The 18,088-nt window shown below is 69.2% G+C and carries 15 protein-coding genes and 2 pseudogenes; 12 read left to right on the top strand and 5 right to left on the bottom strand.

The genetic code is table 11. From position 1 onward, the window contains the following. Positions 1-808: 808 nt before the first annotated feature. Positions 809-1,840 carry an IS110 family RNA-guided transposase gene (locus GA0070624_RS26830; protein WP_091345678.1) on the bottom strand — a complete coding sequence of 344 codons (1,032 nt, stop codon included), beginning with the start codon at positions 1,838-1,840 and terminating at the stop codon, positions 809-811. A gap of 856 nt (positions 1,841-2,696) precedes the next feature. Between GA0070624_RS26830 and GA0070624_RS26835 the strand changes: the two are divergent. Both GA0070624_RS26835 and GA0070624_RS26840 read left to right on the top strand, forming a co-directional pair. Continuing rightward, positions 2,697-3,378: pseudogene (locus tag GA0070624_RS26835) on the top strand (IS6 family transposase). Between the two features lie 311 nt (positions 3,379-3,689). Further along, the gene (locus GA0070624_RS26840; RefSeq protein ID WP_245719017.1) at positions 3,690-4,787 is read left to right on the top strand and encodes an IS110 family RNA-guided transposase; all 1,098 of its coding nucleotides are present in this window, start codon (positions 3,690-3,692) and stop codon (positions 4,785-4,787) included. A gap of 111 nt (positions 4,788-4,898) precedes the next feature. On the opposite strand, the gene GA0070624_RS26845 is transcribed toward GA0070624_RS26840, so the two are convergent. Both GA0070624_RS26845 and GA0070624_RS26850 read right to left on the bottom strand, forming a co-directional pair. Beyond that, on the bottom strand, positions 4,899-5,834 hold the full coding sequence (locus tag GA0070624_RS26845; RefSeq protein WP_245719018.1) for a PrsW family intramembrane metalloprotease: 936 nt from the start codon (positions 5,832-5,834) through the stop codon (positions 4,899-4,901). 218 nt (positions 5,835-6,052) lie between these two features. Next, entirely contained in the window at positions 6,053-6,955 is a 903-nt protein-coding gene (locus GA0070624_RS26850) for an IS5 family transposase (RefSeq protein WP_091345680.1), read from the bottom strand. 258 nt (positions 6,956-7,213) lie between these two features. On the opposite strand from GA0070624_RS26850, the gene GA0070624_RS26855 reads away from it, so the two are divergent. The 3 genes and pseudogenes from GA0070624_RS26855 to GA0070624_RS26865 all read left to right on the top strand — a co-directional run bounded on the left by GA0070624_RS26855 (position 7,214) and on the right by GA0070624_RS26865 (position 9,544). After that, a protein-coding gene (locus GA0070624_RS26855; RefSeq protein WP_425413534.1) for an IS5 family transposase occupies positions 7,214-8,091 on the top strand; the annotation gives its coding sequence in 2 pieces (ribosomal slippage) (positions 7,214-7,589 and positions 7,589-8,091; 879 coding nt in all). Between the two features lie 153 nt (positions 8,092-8,244). Next, positions 8,245-8,916 (top strand): annotated as a pseudogene (locus tag GA0070624_RS26860) (BON domain-containing protein). 94 nt (positions 8,917-9,010) lie between these two features. After that, complete coding sequence (locus tag GA0070624_RS26865; protein ID WP_091345681.1) at positions 9,011-9,544, top strand: HdeD family acid-resistance protein; 534 nt, start codon at positions 9,011-9,013, stop codon at positions 9,542-9,544. Here the strand turns inward: GA0070624_RS26865 and GA0070624_RS26870 are convergent. Next, positions 9,519-9,800 (bottom strand): hypothetical protein, encoded by a 282-nt coding sequence (locus tag GA0070624_RS26870; RefSeq protein WP_141715180.1) that lies wholly within the window; start codon positions 9,798-9,800, stop codon positions 9,519-9,521. The genes GA0070624_RS26865 and GA0070624_RS26870 overlap by 26 nt on opposite strands. Before the next feature lie 240 nt (positions 9,801-10,040). Between GA0070624_RS26870 and GA0070624_RS26875 the strand changes: the two genes are divergently transcribed. From GA0070624_RS26875 to GA0070624_RS26910, 7 genes are all read left to right on the top strand, one after another. Beyond that, the gene (locus GA0070624_RS26875; RefSeq protein WP_281181016.1) at positions 10,041-10,469 is read left to right on the top strand and encodes an enoyl-CoA hydratase/isomerase family protein; all 429 of its coding nucleotides are present in this window, start codon (positions 10,041-10,043) and stop codon (positions 10,467-10,469) included. Between the two features lie 496 nt (positions 10,470-10,965). Beyond that, positions 10,966-11,436: a hypothetical protein gene (locus GA0070624_RS26885; protein ID WP_141715181.1), complete on the top strand. Its 471-nt coding sequence runs from the start codon at positions 10,966-10,968 to the stop codon at positions 11,434-11,436. Positions 11,437-11,712: 276 nt separating this feature from the next. After that, complete coding sequence (locus GA0070624_RS26890; protein WP_091345684.1) at positions 11,713-13,320, top strand: alpha/beta hydrolase fold domain-containing protein; 1,608 nt, start codon at positions 11,713-11,715, stop codon at positions 13,318-13,320. Between the two features lie 11 nt (positions 13,321-13,331). After that, on the top strand, positions 13,332-13,805 hold the full coding sequence (locus GA0070624_RS26895; RefSeq protein WP_091349869.1) for a molybdenum cofactor biosysynthesis protein: 474 nt from the start codon (positions 13,332-13,334) through the stop codon (positions 13,803-13,805). A gap of 203 nt (positions 13,806-14,008) precedes the next feature. Next, positions 14,009-15,409, top strand: a complete 1,401-nt coding sequence (locus GA0070624_RS26900; protein ID WP_483819069.1) for a transposase — start codon at positions 14,009-14,011, stop codon at positions 15,407-15,409. Positions 15,410-15,465: 56 nt separating this feature from the next. Beyond that, a complete protein-coding gene (locus tag GA0070624_RS26905) occupies positions 15,466-15,942 on the top strand; it encodes a hypothetical protein (RefSeq protein ID WP_141715182.1) in 477 nt (158 codons plus the stop codon). Positions 15,943-16,342: 400 nt separating this feature from the next. Beyond that, positions 16,343-17,425, top strand: coding sequence for an IS110 family RNA-guided transposase (locus tag GA0070624_RS26910; protein ID WP_245719019.1), 1,083 nt, complete (start codon positions 16,343-16,345; stop codon positions 17,423-17,425). A gap of 215 nt (positions 17,426-17,640) precedes the next feature. On the opposite strand, the gene GA0070624_RS34370 is transcribed toward GA0070624_RS26910, so the two are convergent. Beyond that, entirely contained in the window at positions 17,641-18,051 is a 411-nt protein-coding gene (locus GA0070624_RS34370) for a hypothetical protein (protein WP_141715183.1), read from the bottom strand. Positions 18,052-18,088 lie beyond the last annotated feature (37 nt).

Below are 18,088 nucleotides of genomic sequence, written 5' to 3' on the forward strand. Positions count from 1 at the left end.
CTCACGAGGCGCGGCGGTGCGCCGGGAGTCCGATGAGGCCGAACCGGTGGGCGAAGGAGGTGGCGGCCAAATGCGATTGGCTCGGCGAGCCGATTGACGGATGCCGGGAGCGGATCGGGAGCTTAGGGATGCCGTGAACCGAGGCAGCGCATTCGTTCCAGCGGCGGACCCGGCACCGCGTTAGTTCCCCGCCCACAGCGGCGCGGGCCTGCGTGACAAGAGACTCGCGCCAGCCGATCAGCTCCCGCCGGCGTCGCGGCCCGTGGCCGGGGAGCAGGTTGGGAGCAACCGGGTGCACTGAACGGCGTTGAACAGCGCCCAAAGGCACCGAACGACGTTCAACTGCACCCACCACGACCTGCGGGTTTCCGTTTCCGCAGGCCATCCCTGAAGGAGCGGGGCCCGGTCAAGGGTGGTGCTGGTCTTGGTTTTGACCTTCTTCGGCGGGGTGTGGGCGCGCCGGGCTGAGGCGTCGGGGTCAAGGTTCGGGCTTTGCCCGACCGCGTAGCGGCCGTAGGGCCTTGACGCCGGCGCCGCTTGGCGCAGGATGTGGGCGGCGGAGAAGCGTGAGTGGGCGGGCTCCCGGGTCTTGGCATGGTCGGGGGTGTTGCGCTCATCAGTGCCGGTGTCCCGGCGGTGGGCAGGCCCTTGGTGGGGCTGCCGGTCATCCCTTCGCCCGCTGCAGGGGCGGACATGATGGGGTGCGCGGTGCTCGGGTCGGCGGGGTCAATCAGAAGGGGCGACCACGCCTGGCGTTGTGGTGGGGGTCATGACCTGCACGACCCGCGCCGACCGGTCGAGGGGCGGTTCATGCCGCCGTGAGGGTGGTGTGGAGGGCGCGCACGTGGTGATCGCGGAGCGCGTAGTAGACGTACTCCAGTTGCCGGCGTGCGGCCGCGACGACGCCGATGTTGCGGCCGCGGTGGGCGGCGATGCGGTCACGCATGTGTCCGACCTTGCTGGTCGCGGACAAGGTCTGCACCGACTCGACCGCGGCCCAGCGCACCAGCCGGGAGCCCTGTTTCGTGATCGAGCCGCGGCGCACCCGGTTGTCAGACTCGTGGTGGCGCGGGGTCAATCCGGCCCAGCATGTCAGCTGCGGCGCGGTGGCGAAGCGGGTGACGTCGCCGATCTCGGCCACGAACACCGCACCCAGGGTGGGTCCGATGCCGGGGATGGTCTGAACCGCGGTGTAGGCCGGATCCCGGGCGAGCCGGGCGCGGGCCAGCCGGGCGAACAGGTCGATCTCGACGTCGAGTGCGTCCATCAACCGGCGCAGCGACGCGATCCGGGCCGTGTAGGCGGCGGGTAGGTCCAGCCGGTCCAGCAGCGCGGTGCCGGCCACCCCGAACAGGTCGGTCATCGGCACCTGCACACCACACTTGGCCAGCACAGCGTGCACCTCCGCCTTGCACAGGCTGCGCACGGCGACCAGCTTGGCGCGGTGGCGGACCAGCTCCCGCAACTCCCTGGTCGCTGGCGGGGCGATCCACCCCTGGGCGAGGCGACCCATCCGCAACAGATCGGCCAGGTCGATCGCGTCCCGGACATCGTTCTTCACCCGACGGTACTCAAACGCCTTGACTCCCAACGGGTGCGCCAGGTGCACGCTGGCCCCGGCCGCCTGCAGCGCGTCGGCCGCCCAGTACCAGCCGTAGGTGGCTTCCAACACCACCTCCGGCGACTGCCCGGCCCGGGCGATCACCTCGGTCAACCGGTCCGGGTCGTTGACGATCCGCACACTTTCCAAGACCTCACCCAGCTCGGTCATCCGGACGATCACCGACCGGCGCCGATGCAGGTCGATACCCACGAACTGCTGTCCCGCATACCCTTCCACCAGGGGCCTCCTTCGTCGTGGACGTGAGCACTCCCAGCATCCCGCCGGGAGGTCACGAGGAGCGGAGGCCCCGCTCCTTCATCGCATCAGAGTCGGTGCGGCGTCCTGCTTCACACGGAGTGCTCAGCCGTATTGAGCAGCAGTCGACAAGACTCTATGTCGCCTGATAGGGGAGCATCCGCAGGTCAGGCCGGTAAGGAGCTCCCGAACCGCGTGGCCTTGCATGTGGGAGCAGATTGGGTGCAGCTTGGCGAAGTGGTCGCCGCGCCCGAAGTGTTCAACCAGCCAGGCGGAGCAGAGCGCTCTGACCTGCGGTGATGCGGGCGAGCGGGCCGGTGTGACCTCCCAGAGAAGACCGAAGAGGTCGGCCTTCACTGCTCCCCGCCTAGCCGGTGCGGGCTGTCGTCGTGGAGCCCGGTGACGTCACTCAAGAGAGTCTGTCGCATCGACGTACGGCTCTGGGTCCGGCCGTGCTGCTGTCGGTATGGATCCCGGGAGCTGAGACTCGAATCCCACCAGCAACCTTCTGACCAGGACTTCTTGCTCGGAGACCCCTTCGGCAGTCCGAAGAGGTCGTCGGTGGCATTCGGTACGTCACAGAAGCTGAGCGGTCACGGTCGGGGGATGCAGTTCTCAGGTTCTGTCAGGAGTCGACGCTTGCCGTGAAAACGACCTCTCGGGCGATCGCCACGCCCGTCGCGATTGCCCCGTGCAGGACGGCCTCGGTCCCCAGTTCGCCCACAGCGAGCCGTGCATGCAGCGGCGTAATCCGCTGCAGCGGGCTCCGTTGCGTTGAGCGTCGCCGAGATCGAGGCAGACTTGAGCAGTGAAGTCATCGACCCGGCCTGGCTCGTGGCTGCCTCCGAAGTCGGCGTTCGCCGGGCTTCGGTTCCCGCCGGAGGTGATCGTGGTCGCGGTGCGCTGGTATCTGCGGTTCAACTTGTCCTATCGGGATGTTGAGGAGTTGCTGGTTGATCGTGGTGTGGAGGTCGATCACGTCACCGTCTACCGGTGGGTGCAGCGGTTTACGCCGCTGTTGGCCGACGCCGCCCGATTCTCCCGCCACTCGCCAGGCGACAGGTGGTTCGTTGATGAGACGTACGTCAAGGTGAACGGTGTGTGGTGTACCGGGCGGTCGACCAGGACGGGCAGGTCATCGACGCGTTGGTCTCGGCCCGCCGGGACGCCGGCGCGGCCCGGCGGTTCTTCCGCCACGCGCTGTCGAAGTTGAAGGTGACCCGGCGAGGTCGTGACCGACGCCGCGCCGGTCTACCCTGGCGTGCTGGATGAGCTGATCCCGGTCCGCGTGGCACCACGTCGAACGGTACGCGAACAATCCGATCGAGGCTGATCACAGCCAGTTGAAACACCGGTTGAGACCGATGCGCGGGCTACGAACGGACAAGACGGCACAGGTGATCATCGCCGGACACGCGTTCATGCAGAACCTCCGACGCGGCCACTACGAACTCGCCGTCGACGCCCCACCCGCTCTGCGGGTCGCCGCTGCGTTCACCGAACTCGCCCAAGCGATCTGACCGTGACCCCGGCACGGGTTCAACACGTCCGCCGATCCGATAACGCAACTGTGAGTGTGAGGGTGCGGTTCTGAGACGGTAGGAGCCGTGCTCCCGCGGGCCACGGTCTGACCCGTAACGCAACCGGCTCAGTCGATGCCTTCGCGCTGATCTGTCGACTGTGGCTCGCGGGAGGGCCTGCTGTCACCGGACCGGTAGAGCGTGTCCCGATAGGGGCCTTGCTGCAACAAGGGCACCATCACAGTTCTGACCGCCCTGCCGGCCCGGCGATGGCCATCCGCCGTCCCAAGCCATCAGGAGACAAACGGTCCATGTCCAGCATGCCAAACACCGCCCCGGACGGTCAGCCCGACCCGACCGGCGAGGAGGTCATCCTCGGCGTCGACACCCACAAGGACGCCCACGTCGCCGCAGTGACCACCCCGCTCGGCGTCCAGGTCGCCTCTGCCAGCTTCCCGACCACCGCCGCCGGCTACCGCGACCTGCTGGCCTGGGCACGTGGTTTCGGCGACCTCCGCCGCGCCGGTGTCGAGGGAACCGGCTCCTTCGGCGCGGGCCTGGCCCGCTACCTGCGTGACCAGCGTCTGACCGTGATCGAGGTCAACCGCCCCGACCGCGCGGCGCGCCGCCGCCACGGCAAAACCGACACCGTCGACGCGATGGCCGCCGCCCTGGCGGTGCTGTCCGGCCGGGCCGCCGCCACCGCAAAGACCGCCGACGGGCCGGTGGAGATGCTGCGCATGTTCCGCCTGGCCAGAGCCTCCGCGGTGAAATCCCGCACCCAGGCGGTCAACCAGCTCAAGGCCGTCATCGTCACCGCCGCCACAACGCTACGCGACACTTTGACCGGCCTGTCCAACACAGCGTTGATCCGCCACTGCGCCGCCCTGCCCGACACCGCCCCGACCGACGTGGCCACCGCCACCGTCTACACCCTGCGCCGCCTGGCCCAGCGCATCCAGACACTCACCGCCGAGGAACGCGAACTCCAGCGCCAGATCACCGCCGTGCTGAACTCGAACGCGCCACAGCTGCTGCACCGTCACGGGATCGGCCCCGACAGCGCCTCCGCGCTGCTGATCACCGCAGGGGACAACCCCGACCGGATGCACAGCCAGGCGTCCTTCGCCGCGCTATGCGGCGTCAACCCGATCGAGGCGTCCTCGGGCAAGACCCGCCGGCGCCGACTCAACCGCGGCGGCGACCGCCGCGCCAACGCCGCCCTCTACCGCATCGCCCTGACCCGATCACGGGGTGACCAACGCACCCAGGACTACCTCGACCGACGCAGCAGCCAAGGCCTCACCCGCCGCGAAGCCATGCGATGTCTCAAGCGGTACATCGCCCGCGAGATCTACCACCTGCTCCGCCAGCTCGATCCCATAGATCCGACCCCACGAACCGCTTGACAGAACATAGGGGCATCAGCGCCTTCGCATCCGACTAGCTCGCCACCTGAGCCCTTTCCTTTGCGACGAGCGGCGGAACGACGAGTGCCGCCGTCGTTCGACCTGGCGTTCTCAGGTGCCGGGCGGGCGGATGGGCACCCGCCACCCGTACGCCGGCGGGGGCGCCTGCGGCGCGCGGTGCGCTAACCGTGCCAGCGTCCAGAGCCAGCCGACCCCCACCAGCGCCACGAGTGCCAGCCCCGCTAACTCCAGCACGGCGAAGAGGGCGGCCTGCCCAGCGGTCGGCCTGGCCACCCAGCCCTGGGGAGTCGTGGTACCTCCGGTCAGCAGCAGCGTCAGGAGCAGCGCGATCACGCGCATACCATCCCAGAGGGCGTGGAGCAGGGAGACGCCGAGGTAGGCCAGGATGAGCCGCCCGCTGATCGTGAAGTGCTCGCGGGTGCTGGACGAGAAGAGCACCCCGCCGAGGATCGCCGTCCACAGGCCGTGACCGAACGGTGCGATCACGCCGCGCAACAGCTCGGTCTCCACCACCTGGGTCACCGACAGCCCGTGGACGGTAAACAGCGCGGTGAACGCGTACCCGGCGGTTTCCAGGGCCGCGAAGCCGAACCCGACCGAGGCGCCGAGAACGATCCCGTCCCGTGGTGCCTTCACATGCAGGTGCCGGGTCAGGAACGCCAGCACCGCGAGCTTCACGGCCTCCTCGATGAGTCCCACGCCGAAGAACAGCCACCACGACGGGCGCAGCAGGTAGGACTCCAGCAGCGACGCCGCCAGCACCCCGAGCACGCCGCCGGCCAGGAACGTGTTCAGGATGAGGCCCGGGGCGAGCTCCCCGGTCTCCCGGCGCTGGAAGGCCCACGCCACGAACGTCACGGGCACCAGGAAGCTGCCCAACAGCACCAGGGTCGGCACCAGGTTGGGGTTGCCGGTGAGGAAGGTGACCACCACGGTGGCCAGCCACAGCGCCAGGCCGCCCGAGAAGATCCGCAGCCAGGGTCGCCGGATCGCCGGGGCCGGCGGCTGGGGGTAGGCCTGTGCCACCGCTGCCTCCTCGGGTCCCTCATTCGTGCGTCTGCGGCGCCCGGCACCGCTCCACGCATACGTCGCCCGTGTCCCCCTCAGGAATCGTAGAAGGTGGGTAGCGCGGAAACAGCCCGTTACGCAGGTTCGCCCGTCGCACCCGGGCGGCGCAGGGAATCGGTGCGCTGGCAACGGTGTCAGCGACGCGCGGGAAAGGGCCAGAGCAACTAGCCCGTGTTTCATAAGGCTCGGAGCCACTGGTTGATGACGGCGATGGTGACGGTGGCTTCGAAGCGGACGGCGAGTTTGTCGTAGCGGGTGGCCATGGCGCGGTGCTGTTTGAGCTGGTTGATGCCGCATTCCACGGCGTGCCGCAATCGGTAGTCGACCGGGTCGAAGGCGGGTGGTCGTCCGCCTTTGGATCCCTTGGCCTTACGGTGGGCGTCCTGGTCGGCCTTGCTCGGGATGCAGACCCGGATCTTTCGGCGGCGGGCATACCCGCGGTTGCCGCGGCTGGTGTACGCCTTGTCGGCCAGGACCAGGTCGGGACGTGTGCGGGGCCGGCCCCCGCCGACCCGGTACACCTTGATCCGCTGCAGCACGGTGATGAACTGTGGGCTGTCTCCGCGCTGCCCAGCGGTGATCACCACGGCGAGGGTCTTGCGGCCCTGCTCGCAGGCCAGGTGCGTCTTGGTGGTGAACCCGCCCCGGGAACGGCCCAGCCCGTGATCGGCAGGCTCGGTGGCAACGCCGCCCGGCGGTTCTTTCTGCAGGTGACCGTCCCGGCGGGCACCCGCAGCGTGCTGGTGGGCGCGGCTGATCGTGGAGTCGACACTGACCGTCCAGTCGATCTTCCCGGCGGCGTCTGCCCCGGCCTGCAACCCTGCCAGGACCTTCGCCCACGTGCCGTCACGCTGCCAGCGCCGGAACCAGCGATACAAGGTCTGCCAAGGCCCATACACCTCCGGCACATCCCGCCACGGCGTCCCGGTCCGGACCCGCCACCGGATCCCGTCGATGATCTGCCGTTTCGTCCAACGCGGCGGACGCCCCCGGCCCGGCTCCGCAGGCAGAACAGGCCGCAGCCCCGCCCACTGAGCGTCGGTGAGATCGTGCCGCCTCGCTGCCGCTACCCTGGGCACGAGGTCTCCGGTCGGTCTTCGGTTTGCTTGGTCGCTAACCGATCTACCGGAGACCTCCTCTCTTATCGATCACCGCCACGCCGGCTCTTCTCACCGCCCAGCGCCCTTACGAAACACGGGCTAGGGCCTGTGTCGAAGTCGGCGGTGGTGGGCGAAGAGATTCCGGCGCGTCGGTGATCGAGAAGTAGTGAGGTCTCCGGTAGATGGTTCATCGACGAAGAAGACCATCAGCACGGAGACCTCGTGGCCACTGTAGCGGTGACGAGGCGGCACGACCTGACTGACGCGCAGTGGGCGGCGGTGGAGCCGCTGCTACCTGTGGGGCGTCGGCCGGGTCGGCCGCCGACATGGACGAAGCGGCAGCTCATTGATGGGATCCGGTGGCGGACCCGGGTCGGTGCGCCGTGGCGGGACGTACCGGAGTGCTACGGGTCATGGGCGGCGGCGTACGCGTTGTTCCGCCGCTGGCAGCGCGACGGGACCTGGGCGAAGATCTTGACCTGGTTGCAGGCGGTGGCCGACGCGGCCGGGCGTGTGACGTGGGACGTGTCGGTGGACTCGTCGGTCGCCCGGGCGCATCAGCACGCCGTCGGGGCGCGTAAAAGGGGGATCTGCAGGTCGAACCGCCGGGCGGGGTGACGGTCGAGCCGGCCGATCATGCGCTCGGGCGGTCGCGGGGTGGGCTGACGACGAAGCTGCACCTGGCCTGCGAGCAGGGGCAGAAGCCGTTGTCGATCGTGCTGACCGCGGGGCAGCGTGGGGACAGTCCGCAGTTCGTGGCGGTGCTCGACGGCATCCGGGTGCCCCGTCTGGGCAGCGGCCGGCCGCGGACCCGCCCGGACCGGGTCCTGGCCGACAAGGCGTACACGTCCCGGGTCAACCGCCGCTACCTGCGCCGACGCGGAATCAAGGCCACCATCCCGTCGAAGGCCGATCAGGACGCCAACCGGCGTAAACGGGGCTCGAAGGGCGGCCGGCCACCGGCCTTCGACCCCGAGCGGTACAAGCAGCGTCATGCCGTGGAATGCGGCATCAACCGGCTCAAGCGCAACCGCGCCGTGGCCACCCGATTCGACAAGCTCGCCGTGCGCTACGAAGCCACCGTGCACGTCGCCGCGATCAGCGAGTGGCTGTGACCGACTTCGACACAGGCCCTGGTCCCCGAGCAAGTCGACCGGTTCGAAATGTTGACCGGTCACCCGTTCGGCTACGGCTGCCGCAATCTGCGGACGGCGCGGCATCGAACGCGAAACATCACGTCGGAAAGCCACGAACCTGGAGGGAACCCGATGACCACCGCAACGATGACTCGGACAGATGAGCAGCTCCAGCGGGATGTGCTGGCTGAGTTTAAGTGGGACGCCCGGGTGCAACCCAATGAGATCGGCGTGTCGGCCAAGGATGGGGTGGTGGCCCTGACCGGGTGGGTCGACTCGTACGTGAAGAAGTAGGCGGCGTACCGGGTGCGTGGGGTGAAGGCGGTCGCGAACGACATCGAGGTGCAGTTGCCGACCTCGGCGGAGCGCACGGACCCGGATCTGGCGGCGGCGGCGACCCGGGCCCTGGAGTGGGATGCGCTGGTGCCGAGCCAGAACATCCACGTCAGCGTCAGCAGGGGATGGGTGACGCTGAGCGGCGAGGTCGAGTGGGAATACCAGCGACGGGCCGCGGAACGGGCGGTGCGCCGCCTGTCCGGGGTGCGCGGAGTGAGCAACCAGATCTCCCTGCGGCCGCGAACGAGGGTGGATCTGGCGGAGGCGCGGCGCCGGATCGAGGAGGCGCTGGTCCGTACCGTGGACACGCCCGGCGAGCGGCTCACCGTGACCATCGAGGGCGACGAGGTCATCTTGACCGGTGTGGTCCGGTCCTGGCGCGGGCGCGAAGAGGCAGCGCGGGTCGCCTGGTCGGCGCCGGGAGTGACATCGGTGGAGAACCGGATCGTGGTCAACCCCGCGGACTAGTGCCGCCAGTTATCCGCCGGCGTCCGACCACGGTTCGACGTTGAGTGGGCAAGTCCGAGAGGGCAGGGCCGCTGGCCCATCGAGGAGTGACGCGATGCGAAATGGAGTCTGGGTACTGGCCCTGCGGGGAGTGGCCGCGATCGTGTTCGGCCTGCTGGCCCTGCTATGGCCAGCCGTGACGGCGCTCGCCCTCGCGGTGCTGTTCGGCGCGTACGCGCTGGTCAGTGGAGCGGTGCACCTGGCGGCGGGGTTCAGCCGCGGCCAACCCGGCGCAGTTCGGGGACTGTTCCTGCTGACCGGTCTGCTCGGCGTGGCCATCGCCCTGGTGACGTTGCTGTGGCCCGCGATCACCGCGTTCGCGCTGGCCATCGTGATCGGCATCTGGGCGATCGTCATCGGCGTACTGGACATCTGGGCGTCGGTCCGCTGGCGTGCCGCGCGGCTGCTCGCGGTGGTCGGCGTCGTGTCGGTGCTGGCCGGGCTGCTCATCCTGTTCCGCCCCGACGTCGGAACGGTGGTCATAGCGCAGGTGATCGGCGCCTACGCGATCGTGGCCGGCGTGGTGATGCTGGCGGCGGCATGGCAACGCAGGCGCTCTCCGATCAGCGCGGCACGCGCCGCTGGCTGACACGAACGCCATCGATGAGACCGCGACTTGGAGGCAGCGGACTTGGCCCCTCAGCGTTGGAGCGGCTCGCTGACCCCTGATGCAACAGTGGGCGGTACAGCGCGGCGGCGAGCGTGACGAAGACCAGGGCGAAGAGCCCGAACCCGACCGCCAGGCCCACCGATGCGTCCGGGTCACCGTTGACGATCATCACGACCGCCATCGCCGCCAGCGAGACGGCGAGGCAGGTGTAACTGGTGAGCAGCGCGTACATCATCCGGCGCGCCCAGGGGCGTGCCGGAGCAGGCCGACGCCGGTGGCTACGGCGGCCGGAACGACGATGCCGAGGTCCATCAGCTTGACCGGTCAGAACGGGGTGGGGCTGGAGGCGTACTCGGTCAGCCGCGCCGGGTCCTGCCAGGAGATCAGCATCGGGCGCAGGTGCTGCCCGAGGACGAGGAAGGCGGCCACCGCCAGCCGGCATCATCTGCGCCTGACCCTTCGTGCGGCCGTAGGTGTGGCAGAACAGCCGGTCAGAGCACGCGCGAGCTTTGGCCTGGTGGACAAGGTGGTCGGGCTGACCTCCACCATGGGCGGCACCCAGCGGCCCGCCGCGCGGGCAGGCGTGGGCCGGGCGAAGGAGTTCGTGATGACCGGCGAACGCTACTCGGCCGCCGCGCTCGAACGGTGGAACGTGGTGAACCGGGTGCTTCCCGACGACGGTTTTGACGCGGCGGCGCCGGCGTTCGCCGCCGGTCCGACCCGCGCCCACGCCGCCACGAAGCAGGTGCTCGCCCACTTCGAGCGGGGCGGCGTGCCCGAGGCGAACCGGCACGTCACGCAGATCGCCGCCGACCTGTACCGGACCGAGGACCTCCGTGGCACGGTGCGCTCCTTTCCTCACGGACGGACCGGACCGGGTAAGGCCACGTTCACCGGCCGCTGATGGCGCTCCCCGTCCCAGCGTGCCTACCCCGTCCGAGGTGGGTAGGCAGGGGGCTTCGCGCAGGGGACCGAGACGTGTACCGGTCAGGAGGCCGTGATGACCGCCAACTGGGACGAAGAGGCTGATCCGCTCCGTCAGCCGCCGGAAGCCGACGCGCTGGAGCAGCAGCAGGACGAGACCGAGGTGGGCCCCCGGACACGGTCGAGGACGCCGTACCGGAGGCGTCCGAGGCGGATCTTGCGGAGCAGGGTGTGCTGGTTCCGGACGATCCGCGCGAGATGCCCAGATCGCTGCCCCCTGACGCCAATCAGGCCGACGCCCTCGAACAGCACCAGGAGGTTCCGGTCCCGGAGGAGGACCGCCGGGACTGATCGCCAGGATCAGGGCGTTCGCCAGAGCCCCCTACGGCGGCGTGAATATCAGGGGTGTGCCGGGGCATTCGTCGAGGCCGAGGTTGTGGTACCAGCAACCGCCGGACCGCGCGGTCTCAAAGTGCGTGGCCGCGACGGCGTTGCCTTCCCACTGGTTGTCGTGGACCCACCCTGATTCGCAGGTGCCGGTGTCGGTGATCTGTAGGCCGTGGGTCTGGGTCTGGTTGGGCTGGCTGTCCCAGACCCGGTTGTTGTGGATGGTGGGGCGGTACGTGGCGGCCGCCAGGGTGATGCCGGCCCTGGTCGCCGGGGAGGCGGGTATCTCGTACCGCGCTCCGGGCGGCGGCCTGAGCCGGGTGGAGAGCTCGGTGGAATTCCTCGACCGTGAGCTGGCCGACAACCGGCCGGAAGCTCTGAGCTGGTGGGCGGAACGTTCGCTCTCGGATCGGGAACTCGACTGGCAGCGCGCCGATCTCCGCGCGCTCCACGAGATGTCCGACAGCGAGCGAGCGTGGGTCGTGGTGGGGCTGATCGAGGCGTCGCGGGATCTGCGGCGGTGGTACGGCGAAGCGTTCCAGGCGGCGACGACCAGGTAGTTCCCCGGTCAGCCGGGTCGGCCGCGCTCGCCGCGGGCCGTCCGTACCCCCTCTGAGGGCGCATGCGCCGGATGATCACGCGGGCTCTGCTGACGGGAAGACAGGCGTGAGTGTACGCGGCCGACCCATGTTCACTGCGGGTGCAGCCGGGCGCCAACGTCTGGCTGGGATGTGCGCTGACCAGCGTCGACCCGCCCGTTCGGGTTCTTGGCGACATGCCAGGTTATGCCGCGAAGGCGGCGCCGGTTGCGATAAGTGTGGAGGAGGAGGTGTCCGATGACGCTGCCGTACGCGACCTTGCCGGGCGACCTCGACCACCTGATCGCCGACGACCACGTGGTGGCGAACCGCCTCTTCGAGCACCTCGAGGCCGGACGCGGTGACCGGCGCATGCTGGTCGACCAGGTGAGTTACGGCCGCGCCCTGCACGCCCACGCCGAGGAGGAGGTGTTGTATCCGGCGCTGGCCGAGATCGGCGCCGCCGCGGACGCCGAGGAGGGGCGGGACGAGCACCAGGCCCTCAAGAGGCTGCTCGTCCTGCTTGACCATGCGGATCCCGGCAGCCGCGAATTCGAGCGGGCGCTGAACAAGCTGATCGGCGGTGTCCGGCACCACATCGAGAAGGAGGAACGGGAGTTCCTGCCGGCGCTGCGTCGGGCGGTGGGCGCGGAGGAGATGGGTCGGCTCGGCGAGCGGTACCTCGCCGCCAAGCGGTCGGTCCCGGCCCGCTCGCATCCCACCGTCCCGTCCACCGGACGCCGTCGCAGGCTCATGCACGCGGCCGCCGGGTTCATGGACAAGGTACGCGACCGGGTATCCGGCCGCAGCAACGTCCTGTCGACCGACGCCTCCTGCCTGCTCGACACCCAGGCGCAGCGGATCCTCGACACCTGGTCCCGACTGGTACTGGCCCCGTACGAGCTCCTCACCCTCGAGCAGGCCCGCCAGCAGCCGAGCCTCGCCGACGCGGCGATGGAGATCCTGCAGCAGGACGGGCGGCCGACGGACCCCGAGGAGGTCGGATCGGCGGCGGACGTCACCGTGCCCGGCCCGGGTGGTGATCTGGTCGTACGCGTCTACAAGCCGCTCGGCCAGACCCGCGATCCGGTGCCCGTCGTGATGTGGGTGCACGGTGGCGGTTGGATCCTGTTCACGAACGACGACTATGACGCGTCCTGCCGCGCCCTGGTCAACCGGACGGGCGCGATTGTGGTGTCGCCGGAGTATCGCAAGGCTCCCGAGCACGTGTTCCCGGCCGCCCACGAGGACGTGCTGGCCACCTACCGGTGGCTCCGGACCAACGCCACCGGGCTCGGCGGCGACCCGTCACGCATCGCCATCGGTGGCGAGGGCGTCGGGGCGAACATGGCGGCCGCGACCTGCGGTCAGCTCAAGCAGGCAGGTGAGCCACTGCCCGTGGCGCAGGTGCTCGTCTGCCCGCTGACCACCACCGCCCAGTACGGCGCGTCCATGCGGGACGCCGCAGACGCCCGGCCGCTGAATCGTCCACTGCTGTCCTGGATGATGATGCACGCCTTCCGTGGCGTGACCGACAGCCTGAAAGACCCCAGGGTCGAGCTGCTCCCGCTCTCCGCGCAGGGCCTCGCCGGTCTGCCGCCGACACTGATCGTCACCACCGACCGCGACGTGCTGCAGAGCCAGGGCGACGAGTGGTGCGCCCGCTTGGACGCCGCCGGCGTGCGGGCCACGTCGGTCCGTTACGGGGGAGTGATGCACGACTTCTTCGGCCTTGCCGCAGTGCTGGACAAGGCCGCGCACGCCCAAGAGGAGGTCGCCCTGCACCTGCGCCAGGCGTTCGGGGAGGCCCCGGCCGCACATCCGTTGGATGGTGCGCCAATGCGAAGGCCCAAGGTCATCGGGTGACGCTGGCTGCCATGTCGCGGATCGTCCAGCTGCTGGCCTCGCCCGTACATCGGTACGTGGGCCGGCCCGCGGACGGTCCGGCGCCGGCGCCGTCGGGCGAACTGGTCGAGGAGGTCCGGATCCGGGCGGGCCTGGGCATCGTCGGCGACCGGTACTTCGGCAAGCAGGCGCATCGCGACGCGAGCGTGACCGTGATCGCGCAGGAGTCCTTGCCGCCCGGCGTTGATCTGGTGCAGGTCCGGCGCAACGTCCTCACTACCGGCATCGCCGTGGACGAGCTGGTCGGGTCGGTACTGATCCTGGACTCATGGCAAGGTCCGGTCAGCCTGCGGGTGAACCGGCCAGCGAATCCGTGCGCCTGGATGGACGTCACCATCGGCACCGGTGGGTGGAAGGCGCTACGCGGTAGAGGCGGCGTCCGCTGCACGCCCTTGACCGACGGCACCCTGCGCGTCGGCCCCGTCGGCGTCATGATCAACAGCTAGACAACCGCCGCCGGGCCCTTTGCCTGACCGCCGAGGGGCCGCTCCGTCCTCACAGGACGCGCCGGTCGGGGAACATCGACTAGGTGACTGGTGGTAAGCGATGGCTGCCACCGGCGTGGCGGCCATCGTTTTCTATCTATTTCAGATAGTTTGCTGGTGTGGCGTTGGGTGTGGCTTCGCAGCAGTTGGATCTGCTGGATCCGGTGAGCCGGTTCTGTGAAGAGGCTTTGCCGGCGAACTCGATCTTCGCGTTCCTGCACCAGCATCGGCAGATGCTGTTTCCGGATGGGTTGTTCACCGACCTGTTCGCGCAGATCGGTCGCCGGTCGGTGCCGCCGTCGGTGGTGGCCACGGTGATGGTCCTGCAACGACTGGAAGGGCTGTCGGATCGGGAGGCGGTGGACCGGTTCACGTTCGACGCGCGCTGGCGTTACGCCGCTGGGGTCGGTGGTTGGGACGGCGCGGGTCGGGTCGGGTTCGCTCACACGGTGCTGGTGGACATGCGGGAACGGCTGCGCCGCTCCGACCGGCCGGACCGGGTGTTCGAGGTGGCGTTGGACGCCGTCCGGGCGGCGGGGTTGCTGGGTCGGCGGCGGGTCCTCGATTCCACACCGTTGTATGACGCGGTCGCGACGATGGACACGATCACGCTGATCCGCTCGGCGGTCCGGGGGCTGCTCGCCGCCGCCGGCGGCGACCTGGCCGCACGGTTGCGGGCCGTGCTGGCCAGCGGGGATGACTACAGGGGCACCGGCAAGCCGGTCATCGACTGGGACGACAAGACCGCCCGTGATGCCCTGGTCGACTCCCGGGCCCGCGACGGTTACGCGCTGCTGGCCGTCCTCGACGGGCTGACGCTGCCCGAGCCGGTCGTTCAGGCGACGCGGCTGCTGGCCACGGTGCTGGGCCAGGACTTGGAGACCGGCGACGACGGTGTGCTGCGCATCGCCCGCAAGGTCGCCCCGGACCGGGTGATCTCCACCGTTGACCCCGAGGCCCGGCACGGGCACAAGACCAGCCACCGCGGCTTCGACGGCTACAAGGGCCACATCGCCGTCGACCCCGACGCCGAGATCATCACCGCCACCGAGGTCACCGCCGGCAACACCGGCGGCGTCGAGCCGGTCGCCGACCTCATCACCGATCTCACCGACGCCACCGAGCCCGCCGAGGACACCGCAGCGGTCTACGGCGACGCCGCCTACGGCGCCGGCGAGGTCCTCGACCGGCTCGACGCCGCCGGGATCGACATCAAGACCAAGGTCCAGCCACCGAACGCCCCCGCCGGGAAGTTCACCAAGGACCGCTTCGACATCGACCTGCAACACCAGCAGGTCACCTGCCCGGGCGGCGTCACGATCCCGATCCGGCGGGTGCGAGGCCACGACCGCAACGCCGGCAGGGCCGACTTCGGCAGCGCCTGCGCCACCTGCCCGCTGCGCAGGCACTGCACCGAGTCCAAGACCGGGCGCAGCATCACCATCGGCCACCACGAAGCCCACCTCACCACCGCCCGCACCCGCCAGACCGACCCCGCCTGGCAAGCCGACTACCGTACCACCCGACCCGCGGCAGAAGGATGCCCCGGCACAGTCCGGAACTGATATGACGGCAGGCCCGTGAGGGCAGGGCGACCAGCTCGGGGCCTAGCATGCTCGTCGTGCTCGAACTGTCGGACGACCTGTTGCGGCTGGAGCCCGGTCAGATCGTCTACCTTTCACCGCTGTGGTCAGGCCCAGATGCCGGTACCTGGGCGATCACCGTACCGCTCGCGCCGTTCTCCGCAGCCGACCGTTTCGATCCCGCGACCTTCCGCCCCGGCACTGACGGACCCGAGATCGTTAGGACGGCCATCCGCGGCGATTTCATCGATCTACCCGGCAGCGACCTGTCTGCACTGACCAACCGAACCTTCGATTTCCCGATCAACCCGCACCCTGGCTACATCGATGCGAGCATCTACCTAGGCGGGGGGCACAACCCGGTCGACATCACCCGGATGGAGTTCGGTTCGGCCCAGTCGTTGAGCATCAACGTTGTACTACACGCCGTGTTCGACTTCACCCAGGAAGGCGTCGAGATCGCGAACAGGTCAGCGGTCTTGCACGCCAACCTCCAGTTCGAGCAGCTCGACTGACCCCGACGAAGAGCGGCAGGCCAACGTATTCAACTCGGCACGTCCGGAAGGCCACCGGCCCAGCTCGGCGTGACGCTCCGTAGCCCGCGGATCGCGGCTACTTAGAGACTTGGTCCAGGATCGGTGTCCGGCCAGACTCGGTCCAGGTGCCCGGCGAGACGCTCCCACATTGCGGCTGCGCACCGGTGTCATTGGTGTGGCTCTCTCATGGCCTGCGGTCTCGCCGGGCGCCGCGCGAGGAGTGGCTGGAAAGGGGTTTGTTCTGCTCGAAGTAGCGGTGCCCTCCTTGCTGACAACTCCGTCCAGTTCAGCCAAGGGAGGCGCCGATGAGCGTGATCATCGGGATGGACCCGCACAAGCGCTCAGCCACCATCGAGGTCACCGACGAACGCGGCTCGCGGTGGGCCGCTTTGGGACTGACAAGGCCGGCTACGCCGACATGCTCGCCGCCGGCCGCAAGTACGCCGATCGGGTCTGGGCGGTCGAGGGCTGCAACGGCATCGGCAAACACATCGCCCACCGCCTGGTCCACGACGGTGAGACGGTGCTCGACGTGCCCGCGAAACTGTCGGCGCAGGTGCGGGTGTTCGCCACCGGCAACGGCCGCAAAACCGACCCGGTGGATGCGCACTCGGTGGCGATGGTGGCGCTGCGCAGCCCGAATCTGGTGCAGGTTCAGGTCGACGCGGACCTGCAGGTGATGGGCATGCTCGCCGACCGGCGTGACGAACTCGGCCGCGCCCGCACCCAGACCATCAACCGGCTGCACCGGTTGCTGCTGGAACTGTTACCCGGCGGGGCGAAGAAGTTCCTGTCCGCGCCACAGGCCCGCGCCTTGATCGCGACGGTCAAACCCCGCGACATCGTGGGCAAGACCAGACGCCGCCTCACCGTCGAGCTGATCAGTGAACTCGAAGGCATCGACAAGAAGATCAAAGCCGCGGAGAAGGACCTCAAAGAACTCGTGAACGCGCGCGGCTCCACCCTGATGGAGCTGCATGGCATCGGCCCCTCAGGCGCAGCCCGCCTACTGGCAGACGTCGCAGACATCAGCCGGTTCGCCGACCGCGACCGGTTCGCCTCCTGGAACGGCACCGCACCCCTGGACGCCTCCTCCGGCGACCAGAAGCGCCACCGGCTCTCCCGCGCCGGAAACCGCCGGATCAACCGCACGCTGCACATCATGGCCGTGGTCCAGCTGCGCAACCGCACCCAAGGCCGCGCCTACTTCGACGCGAAGAAAGCCGCCGGGAAGACCTCCATGGAAGCCATGCGCCCGCTGAAGCGACGCCTCTCCAACGTGGTCTATGCCCGCATGGTCGAAGACCGGAGACGACGGCAGGTGGCAGGCCCGGGAGGGCACTCGGGGACGACTCTGCAATCCAGCGTGACCGACCTGACCCCGGACATCGGCCCTTCGGACAAGCCACTACCCGGACCCGCCACCAACCACCCTAAACCCCTGGTGTCAGCGGCGCCTTGACATAAAGGGGTGCCATGAGCGGGTGCCGTCCGGTCACCACTCCGAGGCTGCCACAGCCGCCGTTGCCGCAGCCGTTTTAGCGTCTTGAACGGGGCCAGTGGGACCGCCGTATACGAGTACCCTGAACCTGGCCTCATCGACCGGCAGGAACGCCAAGCCGCGGCGCGTCGAACCGGCAGGGTCTCCGGGATGGAGCAGGTGCAGCGTGGCGTGGCTTATCCACGGTCTCTGGGCGCGCAGCACCGGATGGGCCGCAGCCGCAGTGACGATCGCGCCACGTGCGGATCGCTGTTGCCAGAGAGCAGGCCCCACAGGATGTCGACAGCGGTCTGCTGATCGACGGCCGTCAGGTATGGCGACGCTTCGGTCAGGGCTTGCACCGGCTGGTCGGCTTGCCAGCTTCGCATGGTGGTGACGATGTCGTCCAACCTCGGCGTGATCCCCCAGGCCTCAAGCTCGTCACCAGCCCAGATCAGCACCGTGTAACCATCGTGATCCCGCTGGCGGACACTGACGTATCCGCCCGGGGCACAGGATCGCAGCGACAGGACCGAAGCGGTCAACGCCTGCTTCGAGCCTGGCGAGCGGACCTCCCGACGCATCGGCGCAACGCCGCAGATCGTCAACGAGGGTCACCGGGTCACGGTACCGACGTGCCGCCAG

The organism is Micromonospora rhizosphaerae, from assembly GCF_900091465.1.
Classification (GTDB): Bacteria; Actinomycetota; Actinomycetes; order Mycobacteriales; family Micromonosporaceae; genus Micromonospora; species Micromonospora rhizosphaerae.

What these genes read in the sequence shown, in the direction of transcription:
- GA0070624_RS26865 (WP_091345681.1), top strand. Translation starts at nt 9,011, where the DNA reads ATGCGAAATGGAGTCTGGGTACTGGCCCTGCGGGGAGTGGCCGCGATC.
- GA0070624_RS26890 (WP_091345684.1), top strand. Translation starts at nt 11,713, where the DNA reads ATGACGCTGCCGTACGCGACCTTGCCGGGCGACCTCGACCACCTGATC.
- GA0070624_RS26895 (WP_091349869.1), top strand. Translation starts at nt 13,332, where the DNA reads ATGTCGCGGATCGTCCAGCTGCTGGCCTCGCCCGTACATCGGTACGTG.
- GA0070624_RS26840 (WP_245719017.1), top strand. Translation starts at nt 3,690, where the DNA reads ATGTCCAGCATGCCAAACACCGCCCCGGACGGTCAGCCCGACCCGACC.
- GA0070624_RS26870 (WP_141715180.1), bottom strand. Translation starts at nt 9,800, where the DNA reads ATGATGTACGCGCTGCTCACCAGTTACACCTGCCTCGCCGTCTCGCTG.